Annotated in this window: 14 protein-coding genes, 1 tRNA gene and 1 pseudogene; 7 read left to right on the forward strand and 9 right to left on the reverse strand. The window is 34.5% G+C overall.

Annotation, left to right across the window (positions count from 1 at the left end; translation table 11 throughout):
- Nucleotides 1-8: 8 nt before the first annotated feature.
- A complete protein-coding gene (locus ABWU32_RS06960; RefSeq protein ID WP_353278615.1) occupies nt 9-632 on the reverse strand; it encodes a hypothetical protein in 624 nt (207 codons plus the stop codon).
- Nucleotides 633-928: 296 nt separating this feature from the next.
- Here ABWU32_RS06960 and recG point away from each other — a divergent pair, with 296 nt between their 5' ends.
- Nucleotides 929-2,950, forward strand: coding sequence for an ATP-dependent DNA helicase RecG (recG, locus tag ABWU32_RS06965; protein ID WP_015589220.1), 2,022 nt, complete (start codon nt 929-931; stop codon nt 2,948-2,950).
- 853 nt (nt 2,951-3,803) lie between these two features.
- Entirely contained in the window at nt 3,804-4,091 is a 288-nt protein-coding gene (locus ABWU32_RS06970; protein ID WP_007549783.1) for a hypothetical protein, read from the forward strand.
- 15 nt (nt 4,092-4,106) lie between these two features.
- On the opposite strand, the gene ABWU32_RS06975 is transcribed toward ABWU32_RS06970, so the two are convergent.
- The 6 genes from ABWU32_RS06975 to ABWU32_RS07000 all read right to left on the reverse strand — a co-directional run bounded on the left by ABWU32_RS06975 (nt 4,107) and on the right by ABWU32_RS07000 (nt 6,499).
- On the reverse strand, nt 4,107-4,565 hold the full coding sequence (locus ABWU32_RS06975) for a hypothetical protein (protein ID WP_022626355.1): 459 nt from the start codon (nt 4,563-4,565) through the stop codon (nt 4,107-4,109).
- A gap of 135 nt (nt 4,566-4,700) precedes the next feature.
- A tRNA-Gln gene (locus ABWU32_RS06980) sits at nt 4,701-4,775 on the reverse strand.
- Complete coding sequence (gene cutA / locus ABWU32_RS06985; protein ID WP_015589221.1) at nt 4,766-5,101, reverse strand: divalent-cation tolerance protein CutA; 336 nt, start codon at nt 5,099-5,101, stop codon at nt 4,766-4,768. Before cutA ends, ABWU32_RS06980 begins: the two co-directional genes overlap by 10 nt.
- 327 nt (nt 5,102-5,428) lie before the next feature.
- Nucleotides 5,429-6,064, reverse strand: a complete 636-nt coding sequence (locus tag ABWU32_RS06990; RefSeq protein ID WP_265027790.1) for a transposase — start codon at nt 6,062-6,064, stop codon at nt 5,429-5,431.
- The gene (locus ABWU32_RS06995; protein ID WP_141456678.1) at nt 6,048-6,377 is read right to left on the reverse strand and encodes a transposase; all 330 of its coding nucleotides are present in this window, start codon (nt 6,375-6,377) and stop codon (nt 6,048-6,050) included. Before ABWU32_RS06995 ends, ABWU32_RS06990 begins: the two co-directional genes overlap by 17 nt.
- A complete protein-coding gene (locus ABWU32_RS07000) occupies nt 6,362-6,499 on the reverse strand; it encodes a hypothetical protein (protein ID WP_179943636.1) in 138 nt (45 codons plus the stop codon). The genes ABWU32_RS06995 and ABWU32_RS07000 overlap by 16 nt, the downstream gene beginning before the upstream one ends.
- Before the next feature lie 122 nt (nt 6,500-6,621).
- On the opposite strand from ABWU32_RS07000, the pseudogene ABWU32_RS07005 reads away from it, so the two are divergent.
- The 4 genes and pseudogenes from ABWU32_RS07005 (at nt 6,622) to ABWU32_RS07020 (ending at nt 10,804) form a co-directional block, all read left to right on the forward strand.
- Nucleotides 6,622-8,005, forward strand: a pseudogene (locus ABWU32_RS07005) (IS4 family transposase).
- Nucleotides 8,006-8,162: 157 nt separating this feature from the next.
- Nucleotides 8,163-9,776: a hypothetical protein gene (locus ABWU32_RS07010; protein ID WP_141457261.1), complete on the forward strand. Its 1,614-nt coding sequence runs from the start codon at nt 8,163-8,165 to the stop codon at nt 9,774-9,776.
- Between the two features lie 177 nt (nt 9,777-9,953).
- Entirely contained in the window at nt 9,954-10,301 is a 348-nt protein-coding gene (locus tag ABWU32_RS07015; RefSeq protein ID WP_022626382.1) for an IS630 transposase-related protein, read from the forward strand.
- Between the two features lie 167 nt (nt 10,302-10,468).
- The gene (locus ABWU32_RS07020; RefSeq protein WP_049973597.1) at nt 10,469-10,804 is read left to right on the forward strand and encodes a transposase; all 336 of its coding nucleotides are present in this window, start codon (nt 10,469-10,471) and stop codon (nt 10,802-10,804) included.
- A gap of 416 nt (nt 10,805-11,220) precedes the next feature.
- On the opposite strand, the gene ubiB is transcribed toward ABWU32_RS07020, so the two are convergent.
- Both ubiB and ABWU32_RS07030 read right to left on the reverse strand, forming a co-directional pair.
- Nucleotides 11,221-12,651, reverse strand: coding sequence for a 2-polyprenylphenol 6-hydroxylase (gene ubiB, locus ABWU32_RS07025; protein ID WP_012673305.1), 1,431 nt, complete (start codon nt 12,649-12,651; stop codon nt 11,221-11,223).
- Entirely contained in the window at nt 12,648-13,388 is a 741-nt protein-coding gene (locus tag ABWU32_RS07030; protein ID WP_015589282.1) for a metal ABC transporter ATP-binding protein, read from the reverse strand. Before ABWU32_RS07030 ends, ubiB begins: the two co-directional genes overlap by 4 nt.
- On the opposite strand from ABWU32_RS07030, the gene ABWU32_RS07035 reads away from it, so the two are divergent.
- Nucleotides 13,380-14,261 (forward strand): zinc ABC transporter substrate-binding protein, encoded by an 882-nt coding sequence (locus ABWU32_RS07035; protein ID WP_012673303.1) that lies wholly within the window; start codon nt 13,380-13,382, stop codon nt 14,259-14,261. The genes ABWU32_RS07030 and ABWU32_RS07035 overlap by 9 nt on opposite strands.
- Nucleotides 14,262-14,298 lie beyond the last annotated feature (37 nt).

The raw sequence follows: 14,298 nt of genomic DNA on the forward strand, positions 1-14,298 counted from the left end.
ACAGTAAGTTACAAGTTACCATTTGTGTATGTTACATTTTTATCATCTTGAGACTTAAGCGTGAATTCTAGTGAGCTGGATAGATCACACACCTTGTCACCGAATGTACCGTCACTCCTTTGGAAAAATATTGGTAATGTCATATCAGATTTAACACTCACATTATTTTGGCTAACACAGTCAATACTTATCACTTTTTCAGGTCTTTCTATTATGAATGAATGCTGGCTAAGTGCACCTTGAAACTCTATATGTACACCAGCTTCATATCCTGCTTGATTACAATTGATAACTAATTCTTCCAAGATAGAGTCACTTGGAACTTCTGCCTTAGCGTATTTGAACATCTCCTTAAAAACTTTTCTTGCAAATGGGCGGTAGTCTTCATTTTTACCTTCACTTTTTGGCAGTAAACTATCATGTTCTTTGTATAGCTCGGCAATCAAATCTCTACTTATACTTTTGCCGTTAATAACAAAATCCATTCTCTGAAAATCTAAGAACGCTGTATTACCAGAATTCGCTTCAGCATTGTCTTTACCAGCTCTTAACTTGCTAAAACCAAACTTTTCTGCTTGAGCTCTTAATGTAACTACTGGATTTTCCTTTTCTTCTGATATAGAGCTACTCATTATGAATACCTTGATATAGACTGCTGATAGTATAATAATACATAAAAATGATTAATAAGTTAATAAAATACCTACTATAAGCCCTATGATAGCAAATATAGTTAGGGGTAACTTAGGCTTACCGATGATTTTAAAAACAACAAATTCGTCATTCCGTTACGTGTTAGCGGCTGAGATACCGCGAATGAATCGCGGTATAACGTTAGAGAGCTGTGCTAGCTATAGTGCATACCTGACCATAAGGTGACAAGATTTTAAAAAGGCTCTATAACAGTTTTACACATGTATGAATCTCAATGAGCAATCAGATTTTTCTAAATAGCAGGCTGGAGAATATACCTAAGTTCCATTCCGCAATATTGCCTAAACTTTGTGGTGGGGACAAGGTGGTGGATCTGCTGTTTTATAAGCCACTTAGTTATGTGGATAGAAGCAAGTTACTATCTGATGCTCGAGTTGGAGAATTTACAACTTTCATTGCAAAAGTTTATGAGCATCAGTCGCCCACTTTTAGAGGTAGACCATATAAAATAGTCGTTGAAAGTGAGAGTCAGTATATATTCATAGTCTTTTTTAATTACTCAGTTAAGTATTTATATAAACTATTTCCAATTGGAGCGAATGTGATCATCAGTGGCAAACTCGAAAAATTTGCTGAACATTGGCAAATTACTCATCCAGATTACGTGTCGCTTGACATCAACCAATTTAAAAAAATAGCTTGCATAGAGCCAGTTTACCAATTATGCCGTGGCATTACCAATAAGCGCATTGGGAACATAATAAGCTCTAATCTAAAGGAATTGCCTGATTTACCAGAGTGGATAGATGATACATTAATCAAGCAAAAAAAATGGTTAAGTTGGAGGGAAAGCATCATAAAGTTGCACAGACCAAGCTCATTGGTGGAAGCTGAGGTTTGTAGAAAAAGGCTTGCTTATGATGAATTGTTTGCGTATCAGCTAGCGCTGAAACTTGCAAGAAAAAATCATGTGAAAGAAAGGGGAAGAGAATTTATAATATTGAGTAAATACAAAGAGCAAGTTTTAAATGAATTGTCGTTTCAATTAACAAATGATCAAACTCGTGCAATAGATGAGATCTCAGAGAGACAAAAATCCAAGTATCGCATGATAAGCTTGCTGCAAGGTGATGTTGGTAGTGGCAAAACCGTAGTTGCACTTTTTGCAATGATAAATGTGGTAGAAAACAACATGCAGGCAGCTCTAATGGCACCGACTACTATCTTGGCGGAGCAACATTATAATTGGATTGAGGAAGTTTTATCCTGTACCGATATAAAAGTTGCGCTGCTTACTGGTAAAACTTCGCGCAAGGAAAGAAAGATTATCATGAACGAACTTGCAAGTGGTGTTTTAAATATAGTGATTGGCACTCATGCACTATTTCAAGCTAACGTTACATTTAAAAATTTAGGGCTTGCAGTCATAGACGAGCAACAGCGATTTGGAGTGATGCAGAGAAATCGCTTGGTAGGAAAAGGAGAAAATGCCGATATACTTTTCGTTACTGCAACTCCCATTCCAAGAACTTTGCAGCAAGCTATGTATGGTGACGTTGAATGTTCAATTTTGAAAGAAAAACCAAAATCCAGATTGCCAATAAAAACTGTAACTATGAACATTAGTAGGGTGCCAGATGTTATTGAAAAGCTAAAAGGTGCTATAAACAGGGGCGAAAAAGCATATTGGATTTGTCCATATATAGAAGAAAACGAAGAGACCAATATTGCTGCAGCAGAGATGCGTTTTCAGGAATTACAAAAAACATTTCTTGATAAAGTCGGGATAATACACGGAAAATTGACTCAGGAGCAGAAAGATCAAGTTATGTTTTCCTTCAAAAGGAATGAATTTTCTCTGCTTGTTGCAACCACTGTGATAGAAGTTGGTATAGATGTGCCAGATGCAACCATCATGATTATAGAAAATGCAGAGCAATTTGGGTTATCACAATTGCATCAGTTAAGAGGCAGAGTAGGGCGAGGAAACAAGCCATCTTTTTGTGTATTATTATACGATAATTTAAGTAAAAGCTCATCTTCAAAGTTAAAGATCATGTGTGAGTCACAAGATGGATTTTACATTGCTGAAAGGGATATGATGCTAAGAGGCAGTGGAGATATTTTAGGCACAAAACAATCAGGATGTATGGAATTTAAATTTGCTGATTTATATCAGGACAAAGAGCTGCTCAATCTCGCGTATAATAACGCAAAAGGCGCAATGGCTGATTTTGAATTACTGCTTGATATATTTGAATATAGGAGTAGATTACATTTTTCAAAATTTCAGTAGAAAAACCAGGTAGCCCGCAGAAACAAAAAAACTTCCTTGACAAACCTCGCCAGCCCCCTTATCATGAAACTGAAGCTATTGTATTTGCTTTCGCCAATCTGCAGATTAAAAGGTAAGGATTACTTAATGTATCGGCGTCTTATGTTCAATTTTTTGCAGTATATAGATACTGTATGTCTTTACAAAACTTCATCTACATCTAGATTTTTATCTAAATAAGCTGAACGCGCTTATAAAGCGTTACAAGACATCAAAAAATGCCAATACTCGACAGAGATAGTAAAAGACTAGCTAACTTGGGGATTCTTTGTCTTTTTTTCTGCTTAGTAAATTTCTTAAACATTTGCAGCGTAAGTTAGTTGCAATTAAAAGCGGCTGAATCTCGCTTGTCAAGCGTTTAAAACATAAAAAATGCCAATATTTTAAAGCGGATAATAACCCCAGGGCTTCTTTTGCCTTTTTTTTATTTGGTAAATTTCTTAATGTTTATGGCTAAACGACAACCGTCATCCCGCTGCTTGTTAGCTGATGAGATACCGCGGCGGTATGACGGTTCGTGGCGGTATGACGGTTCGCAGTGGCATGACGATAAGCTCGTCATCCCGCTACTTGTTAGCGGCTAAGAGATACCGCGAATGAATCGCGGTATGACGGTGTAATGATGGTTAAGTAATTCGTCATCCCGCTGCTTGTTAGCGGGATCTCTTGTTAGCGGCTGAGATACCGCGAATGAATCGCGGTATGACGGTGTAATGACGGTTAAGTAATTCGTTATCCCGCTGCTTGTTAGCGGAATCTGCTGTGGCGACATAAACTCAAATCATTTCAAATTTCAATCCAAAGAGGTATCATTATGTCAAACAACTTCAATTTTAAAGAATTTTTTAACCACTATGAAACAAATAGTACGTCAGATGATATACAAAGGTATTATTTGCTGTGGAAATCAGTAATAGCGCAGGCAATGATTGATGCAGCAAGTCACTGCAAAAAAACAGAAAGCTTGGTAGAAAAACGTAAGGCAATTTCTTGGTTATCAGACTTTAGTCAAGATTTTGTGCACACATGTATATTGGCTGATTGTGATCCGGTATACGTAAAAAATAAAATACAGCCAACCTTAAAAAGCCTTACTAGATAAAGCCTTTTTATATACTTAATGAGGTTTACTCCTTTTACCGAAAAAAATATAATTCAATCTCCTATCTATAGTTGCCTCTATATCTTTGATTAATAGCTGCTTTATCATGTTTACTTTTCGCTTTGCATCTTGAGCTTGACGCTCATTGTTACCACTGTTATTGCTGTAATTATTCTTATCACTATAACTACTGCCACTTGGTTTGCTACTGTTACTGAACTCACTACCCTTTTTTCTTCTTGTGTTGAGTATCTGTATTATCTTTTCCTTTAAAAAGGACTTCCAGCCTGTGCCAAGTAATAATTTATAGAGAAAATGCGGAGTAAGAAACGCCACTAATATTCGAATAGAAATTCCGTAACCGAGATCTTCCCTATTTTCATAATACCACTTGCAATATTGAAACAAACGGTAAAACGCATTTTTGAAAGAGCAAAATTCTACAGCATACCAAAAACCATTGCTGAGAAACATGAGCACAATGCTGAATGTGTAAAGATACATTGTGAAGAGAAACAGTTTCACAATTATATCTTTTAGACTACCTAATATATAATTCAATAATCTTAATTTATAGAAAAGTGATATCATTTCACACCCACTTCAACATGGCTGGGGTGGAAGGATTCGAACCTTCGCGTGGCGGTATCAAAAACCGCTGCCTTACCACTTGGCTACACCCCAATACTACTTACATCAATAACACTATTAGCCCAATTAGTAAAAGATTTATTTGCTTTTTCTATGGGCATCACAGCAATAGCTGGCTGATCATAAGAATGCATTGCTTCAATTTTTTCTACAATTTTATCAACTTGATCATTTTTGCTTTTCATAATTGCTACTACTTCACAACTATTACTAATTTTACCTTCCCATAAATACAGAGAATTCACTTCGGGAAATATATTTACACATACAATTAATTTCTCGTTTAACAATTCTTCAGAAATAGTTTTAGCTTCTTCAAAATTTGAAAAAGTTGTATAAATCAAAACTAAACTACTCATTAGAATCTATATAAACGCACTGCTACTATACTCTACCGAGGTTTATTCATCAAGAGAAAATAACGCCAGCGCGTACTGTATGAACATTTGTTTGCAAAGGTAGTATGTTAAGTGTTATAGCTAGTTTGCCTCAAACGTAAAGGTGTCATCCCAGTGCCCCTGTGATGTCATTCCAGTGCTTGACACTGGAATCCAGTTTTCCATATAATCTCATCGAAAACGTTGTAACCACTTTCTATGCTAGTTTGCTTGTAAACAAGCAAACTTTCCTGGATCCAAGTGGGCTTTGTTGCATCACACTTTATGAGATGGTGATTTATGGTAAATTCATGTAACTATCTCAAATTTAGCCATACCAATATCAGTGAATTTATTAAGCAAATAGCATTTGATTAGCAGTTCTTTTTCTCGATTTATCTCAGATTTATTCCTCAAACTAAATCCGAATATTTGCTTTAATCTTGAGAAAAACCCTTCAATATAAGATCTTTTCCCATAATTTACTTCTTTTTTCCATTCTTTCATGCCATCTTCACCGTATAATTTTATTAACCTAATAGCAGCATTCCTGTCAGACATATAATCTATTTCTGGATGTTCTGCCGCATTGTTTATTGGTGGAATTTTTGTCTTTATATCATATTCGTTACACAACTTATAAAACTTGTGCCTATCACATGCTCTATCTGCATATAGTGCTTTTATGGCATGCTGAAAATCAACTTCTTTTAGCAAATCACAAGCTCCATAGTGATCAGAGTAGACACCGTTACTGTATTTTACAGCTATGGCTTTTTTGTTGTTTATATTCAACATTACGTGCAATTTTCTCGTTTGCTCATAGCCACGATATTTTCTGTCAGTGCTATTTTCCTTGCTGTGACCAGGAGTGTTGTTGTATATACTAATTCCTGTACTGTCTATAGCAATTTCGATATCTTCCATATTATTTTCTGCAATCATTTATCTTAATATTAAGTTTCTTAAACCTTCTTGATGCTTGTGAATAGCTGATAACTGCCAAATCTCTTCCTATTTGTTGCAAATACCCTTTTATAAACCCGACTGTTTGTCTTAAACCAATTCTAAAGAAACTGACGATTATATGCACCAAAATCACAACTTTATCACTATAAATATAGTTGCCGCCCTGCATTTTTGGACAATTCTCGTACCAATTTTCTATGGCGTCATTGATATAACAAAAAATGCTTCCTCTTTCTTGGAGAAATTTGTTATATTCATGGCAGTTACTGACTCTCATTTTTTGTGGCATATTTTTTCTTCAACAGTTAAATGGCTATTTATAATGAATTTTGTCAGTAACTGCCAGTTCTTTTCACTTGAGCGATGCAACAAAGCCCACTGGAATCCAGTTTCACCTTGTGATGGTGTCATGAAAGTAGCTGACACTGGTTTCCATCCAAGACGGTGTCATTCCTTACTATTACCCACAAATATAAATGGACTAAAAAGTAAAATATTACAATATTAAAGTTTGCAAATATTGAGGGTGTAAAATGGCAAGTAAAAGTAGTGAATGGGCTAAAAATGAATTTGGAGATAAAAGATTAACTGACCGATTAGTAAAGATTGCTGATAGTTTGATAAGTTTACCTGAAAGCTCAATTAATGAGGCATGCGGAAGTTGGTCAGAAGCAAAAGCAGCATACCTTTTTTTTCAAAATGAGAATGTAAAAGAAAGTGATATTTTAGCTACACATATTAATAAGACGGTTGAGAGAACAAAAGCTCACAAGAGGGTTCTTGTCATTCAAGATACCAGTTACATTGTATATAATAACCATAAAAAAACAAGCGGATTAGCAAATTTGTCCAGTTATGATACTGCAAAAGGTATTATAATGCATACAGCTCTTGCCGTTAGTATAGAAGGTTTGGTACTAGGGATACTAGATCAAAAAGTTTATTCAAGACCTGAAGAAACTGAGAACCTTAAAAAAAAGAGCGATCGCATTGAAGATAAAGAAAGCGTAAAGTGGTTGGAAACTTTAAGAAAAACAAATAATATTATTGATCCAACTCAAACTGAGACTATAACTGTATGCGATAGAGAAGCAGATATATATGACTTTTTTGAGCTTGCACATAATCTTAATTCGGCAGTGCTAGTTAGAGCATGCAGAGATAGAGCAGTAAATAGAAAATCTCGATATCCTGAAAAAGGTGAGCAGAAGTTATGGGCATTTATTAAATCCTCTCATTGTGCAGGTACGGTAGAAGTTGAAGTTCCTGTAAAAGATAATAAGCCAAAAAGAACAGCACGTTTGGAAGCTAGATTTGGAAAGTTTATGATGAATCCATCTAAGAATAATATTAGGCATAAGACGGAAGAACTACCTAAATTACCACTTTATGCAGTTTATGTTGTTGAGAAAACTCCCCTTCCCTTAAAAAAAACCGCTAGAATGGATGCTATTAACGAATCTTTCAGTTAATACTTTCGATGAAGCTGTTGAAAAAATTAGTTGGTATTGCCTTAGATGGAAAATAGAGATATTACATAAAATTTTAAATTCGGTCTCAAAGTTGAAGAATGTAGGCTTGGAATAGCAGAAAGACTAATGAGATATCTAACAGTTATGAGTATTATTGCTTGGAGGATCTTCTTTATTACATCAATTGCAAGAGCTAACCCAACATTACCATGTACTACCTTATTAGCTGAAGAAGAATGGAAAGTTTTATACGTTAAAATACACAGAAAACCATGTCCAAGTGTAGTTCCCAACATAAAAGAAGCTGTTTCATGAACTTGGAGGCCATTTAGCAAGAAAAAATGACCCAAAACCAGGACCAATTACTCTTTGGAAAGGATATAAACGTCTCTTTGATTTAGCAGAAGGATGGCGACTTGCTCACGAACCTCATATTTGTGGGTAATAGTAAGTTGTTAGGGGGATCTGGAGATACCGCGGCGGTATGACGTAGGGAAATCTTACTTATTATAGCTATAGTTCTACATGAATTACAAAAGTAATATTTACTAGATCTTAATATTTTAGATCTATATTTTAATAAATAATGAGCTGTAATTAGTATGAATAATCCATTTAAAAGTGAGAACTATAAAAAAAATCTCGATTCTCTGATCAAAGCTGTAAAGCTAGGAAATGCAGAGAAACAATATAACAAAACGTTAAGGGATTTATCTCATGCATTAGAAGGTTTTACAGGTGAGGCAAAAGGTATAGCTGAGTTTGTTATATATACTGACTTGAACAATTATGTAGAACAGCCATTAGGTCTTTTTAAAACATTAATGAATAGAATTTTGGGAAAAAATTTTCCAACCAAGAACAGTAGTATAAGTAATTTTGTAAATGATGAGTTGTCAAGTTTCACTTTAGAAACAGCAGCTAAGTATACAAGAATTTTAAAAAAAATTGATCTCTTGGAACAATTAGAAAAAGATTTCAGAAAAAATAATATTTTAAAAGATTCTTTAAATTTAGAACAAAGTGAAAAGAGTCAAGGAAAAGATAGATCACACGAAGTGAGTTTGGAAGGTAGAAAGCAAAAGGAAGGTACTTTTGAGCTGCGAAAAGAAGAACAGCCGAAAGAAAAATTAGGTGGTAATCGCATGAGGCAAATAAAGCGACCAACAACAGCACCTCCGGCTGCTCCAGATTCGAGGAAGGTACGCTTTAAATCAGAAATATCCTCAGATGGAGAAAGCAAGGCAAAGTCTACATCTTCTTTACTAAAAGGAGCTAATAGTTTTAGTATGCCTGATGCTAAGGAAAATCCTTCTGAGGATTCAGGCTATGAAAGTTCATTAGATCAGGGGTCTGAATATGAAGACATATCAAATTATCAAGAGAAAAAGCAAAAGGAAAATCCTTTATATGAGCAGAGAGAAGATTCAGGCTATGGAAGTTCATTAAATGAAGAGTCTGTATACAAAGAGATATCAAATTATCAAGAGAAGAAGAGTAAAATTTTAATAGAAAATTCGCAGAGTTCAAAATCGCCCAAAGAAGAGCCAATTTATGCAACAGTTCCTAAAGAACATATAGAAGCAAAAAGAGAACGTAAGCAGAAACAACAACCTCAATCCCTCGTACCACCAAAACCACCGCAAGTGCCAAAAAAAATGTTTACTACTGGTCAAGAAGTTAGACAAGAATCGAAAGTGGTAATCAAAGATAAACCTGCAGTACCGCCAAAGCCTAAAAATCTAAGCCGTGCTAATCAAAAAGTAAGCACAGAGCCAAAAGTAGTAGGAGTAATTCTTAAAAAATCAGCTGAAAGAGTACCACTAGAATCTGAAAATCAAGACAATAGGAAATCAGCACAAAAAGCTGCTGGTAAGGCGATACCAAAAGTAGCAGCAGCTACTATGAAAGGAGGAGCTAATCGCGAGATGGGCAGTAAAGTAAAGGCATTAAAAGAAAAATTTGAGCAAAATCAAGCAAAAGGAAATGCTAATGTACAGCTTGCTGAAAGCAAAACCACTCCAGCAGCACAAGCGGATATCGGTGTGAAGAAAAAACAATCTCATTCATTTCTAACAGAGAATAAAAGATCTGCAACGAAACACGTAACAGCAAAATCTGATCCAAAATCTCATATCAGCAAAAATTCCCTTCTCACGCATGCAAATGTAAAGGAAATGGTTGCACAAATTGAGAAAGGAAAAGGAGGAAGATAGTAACATTTGGGAAAAAAACATATGTGTCAAGTCAAGAGATTGTGAGCAAATTTAGGAAATTATAGCTAAACTGACTTAGATTTACCGACAATTTGAAAAACCGTCATTCCGCTAACTATAGTATTTTCAAAAGCGAATGATAAAGGTATAATATGTTTTTTTAAAGTAGGGAAAGCGATGGTATATAGTGTAGATTTAAGGGAAAAAGCAGTGTCTTTGGTAGAAAAAGGAAAGTCAAAGGTTGAAGTTGCAGAGGTTTTTGAGATAGGGATAGCAACACTATATAGATGGCTAAAAAAGAAAGCTACTGGCCAAGGTCTCAAAGCGGTAAAAAGTACTGGTTTTATTCGAAAAATAGATCCAGAAATACTCAAAGAATATGTCAAAAAACACCCAGATCACACACTAGCAGAAATGAAACAAAACCTTGGCTTTGGGATAAGTGCAATTTGGTATAGATTAAGACAGCTAAAAATAACCTTTAAAAAAAGTCACATTCTATCAAGAGCGCAATCAAGAAGATAGGCAGCAATTTATCGATAAAGTCTCAAAAATAGACCACTGTAGCATTTTATATATAGATGAAGCAGGAGTTGATAATAGACTATACCGAGAATATGCACGAGCTCCAAGAGGAGAAAAAATATATGCTGATGTTCCAGGAAAAAAGCGGGAAAGAGTGAGTATAATAGGTGGATGAGAAGTTTATTGCACCAATGACCTTCACAGGAGGGTGTAATAAAGATATATTTAATGTATGGTTAGAGCGAAGATTACTTCCACAATTACAGCGTGATACAACCATAGTTATGGATAATGCTACATTCCATAAAACTCCCAAAACAAAGTCATTAATAGAGTCTTTTGGCTGTCATTTGCTTTATCTTCCAACATATTCACCTGATCTAAATCCGATAGAGCATTGTTGGCACACCATCAAAAGTTGCCTCAGACCTCTAATGCATCAATGTACAGACTTACACCTTTTAGTTGGTAATACCATTTTAGACGTTTATCATTCGTTTTAGAAAATACTATAGTTGAAATAGCGCAGTTACTCACCCCATAAATTTGGTGCTCTCTTTCAATCAAAGGTGTCTTGCTGCTTGAAATGTTTTCTTTGTAAAAATTTGGCTTATCTTTATATCATCTCATTCAAACAGCATTAACATAACTTATGCCTTTTTTGGATGTAGAAATTTTCTAGGAATTGTCTTTTTGAATTCTATGGTATTTTGTTTAACATTGAAACAGGAGGCCAGTGTCACGCACTGGCATGACACCCATTTGTTCCTATAGTTGTCTTTTCTCGTCTACCTTATTTTGCCACTCTGCTGAACAGATACATAAAGAAAGTGGAAAATTGGACATTCTCAACTCGGCTCCTGCAGATTAAAAATTAAGTTGAATAAAAATTGGATTTGACGCAGTTTTTTCCCATAGTTTAAGAAATTAAAAGTTTAACGATTAGAATTATAATTACAAACCACAATAAAAAATAGACTTTTCCATTTGATTTATTTTTAATTTGGATGTTTTCTAATTTTTTATCAGCTATTAGGTTCAATTTTTCTATAAGGCTAAATATCCCTTGGATTGTTTTTACAGGATAAGAACTTCTAATTTTTTCCCTATACCCTATTTTACTTTCATGTTGACTGCTTATCCACGCTTCAACTACTTTCCACATATTGATTTCTGGGTAGATCTTTCTACATGTCCCTTCCAGTAAAATCATAGTTTTCTGCAGCAATAACAATTGTGTTTGAACTTTCATATCAAAATCACCAGTTATTTTTAATAGCTGAGCAAGTAAACTAGCAAATGAAATCTTCTGTATAGGCTGCCCAATAATGGGTTCACCTATTGCCCTGCAAGCTGTGACAAAATTTCTATGCTGTGATGAAACGTAACCAGCTTTAAAGTGCATTTTTGCAACGTGATCATAATCCCGATTTAAAAAGCCTTTGAGTATCTCTATAACGTAATAGCATGTCTCACGATCTATTCTACCCATGATTCCACAATCCAGAGCAATAATATTGTTATTACTATCAACCATTAGATTTCCAGGATGCATATCAGCATGAAAAAAACAATCCCTGTATACCTGATTACAAAACGATTCTATAAGATTGATAGCTATTTGCTTATGATTATTCAGTTTTTCAACTTCGTATATTGGCGTTGCTTCTATCCATTCTAATGTTAAAACCTTTTTTGCAGTTCTATTCCAATCTATTTCAGGTACATAAAAACCTCTGTCATTTTTTGTGTTTTCCTTTAGTTCCGAAGAGTGAGCAGCTTCAAAACGTAGATCTAACTCTAATCGGCAAATTTCAGCAAAAGTTTTAACTAATTCAATTGGCCTCAGCCTTTTTGATTGTTCGCTAAATTTTTCTGCAATTTCTGCAAGCCAAGAAAGCATTTTTATATCTCTTGAGAATGTTTTCTCAATATTTGGCCTTAAAACCTTTACAGCAACTTCCTTACCCTCAGTTGTAACCGCTCTATGCACCTGAGAAATCGATGCTGCTGCAATTGGCTTTTCAGAAAAGCTTGAAAAAATGTCGCTCAATTTACAATTAAACTCACTTTCTATAGTTTTAACTGCTATTTTATGTGAAAATGATGGCAATCTATCACATATCAATAACAAGTTATTTGTTATATCTTCATTTAAAACATCAGTACGTGATGAGATAGACTGCCCAAACTTAATGAACACCGGACCTAATTTTTCAAGAGCACACTTTAGCTTGTGGCCTTGTATTTTATTTATTGATTTTTTTGATGGTGGAAGTAAATAAGGTAATATATTGTAACGCGTCAGCACCGTAGTTATGTGCAGAAGACGCAAAATATTTTGAATCATTTCGCTGCGTAACTGCTAAATATTTCATTTAGGGTTCTATTTTTCATAATCTCATCAGGCTTGCCTTGGCAATAGATAGTATTATTTATACAAATTATGTAATCTGAGGATGGTAGAGCAGAGTTAAGATCATGAGAAGTCATAAGAATCGATACCAATCGTTTTTTTGCTATTTTATTTATAATATCATAAAATTTAGCCCGCGCGTTAATATCCATTGCACTAACTGGTTCATCTAGAATGATCAAGTCAGGCTCTGCAATTAAACAACGTGCAAGTAGCAATAATTGTGTTTGCCCTGCAGAAATTTCTAACACTTGATTCTTCAAAATGTTACCGATACTAACCAACTCTATCGTTTCTGTAATAATGGATTGATTTTTCTTTAGTCTTTTCAAGGAGCTATTTAAAAGGAAATATTCAACTGTTATTGGCATCAAATTACTAATACTAAAATTTTGCGGCATATAGCCAATTTTTATGTTGTCAGCAAATACGATATTACCGGTACAGCTTTTATTTATGCCAGCAATTGCTTTCACTAAAGAGGTTTTACCTCCACCATTTGGACCAAGTATTGTAATTATGTCTCCTCTTTCCATGAACATATTGATATTGTCAAGGATTCTTTTACCATCATATGTGAGAGCAAGATTTTCTATTTTTAGAACACGATTATTGACATTATTCAATTTATTGACAAAATTTAACTTCTTCTCAACGTTTATATGAGACATTTACTGACTTTTTTTCTATTACTTTCATTTACACTATACTATAATATCGCCTTTTCATCCAATTTAAAAGTTGTAGCTACAATCAAACCTATCCACTCACTTGTAGCTTCTATTACAGAAGGGATTTTAGAACCGGAATTGCTTGGCTATGCAACATCTGCGCATAATTATATATTAAAGCCATCTGATGCGAGTAATTTAGAATCAAGTGACGTTATATTTTATGTTGACGATAACTTAGAGACGTTTGTTCAAACTTTCGCCAAAAATAATAAAGAACTAGTGCAATTGTCAAAGGCAATCAACCTACTTCCTACTCGGCCACATTCATTTTCTAGAAAAATTACTCACATTAAAGATGAAAAAGATTTACACATTTGGCTGAGTCCCGAAAATGCAAAGAGCATGATACTTTCTGTAAGTGCAACATTGTCTAACATAGATAAAGAAAATTCCCATCGATACAACTCTAATGCAACAAAAGCTATAAAAAAAATAGACCAAGAAGTAAAAGAAATTATGAAAGAACTGAATGATTTTAAAAATCAAAAATATATCGTCACTCACGATGCTTATCAATATTTTGAAAAATATTTTGGTTTAAATCACCCAAGTGCCATTCTTTCCATAGAAGAGGATTCTTACATAGGTATGAGGAGTTTAATGAAGCTAAAAAAGATAATGAAGGAAGAAAACGTTAAATGTATATTTGCTCATTCACAGGAAGACAGCATAAAGCCTAATGCTCTTTCTAATGACGCAAAAATGGTAGTTCTTGATCCTATTGGATCAGACATAGAGCCTGGAAAAGATGCATATCTAGCTATAATCAATAACATTGCACAAAATTTTAAGTCTTGTTTTGTTGAGTAATAAGTTCCCTTTTAGCTTACTGTTTTATTGTTCTGCA

Source organism: Wolbachia endosymbiont (group A) of Udea olivalis (genome assembly GCF_964028365.1).
Lineage (GTDB): Bacteria > Pseudomonadota > Alphaproteobacteria > Rickettsiales > Anaplasmataceae > Wolbachia > Wolbachia pipientis.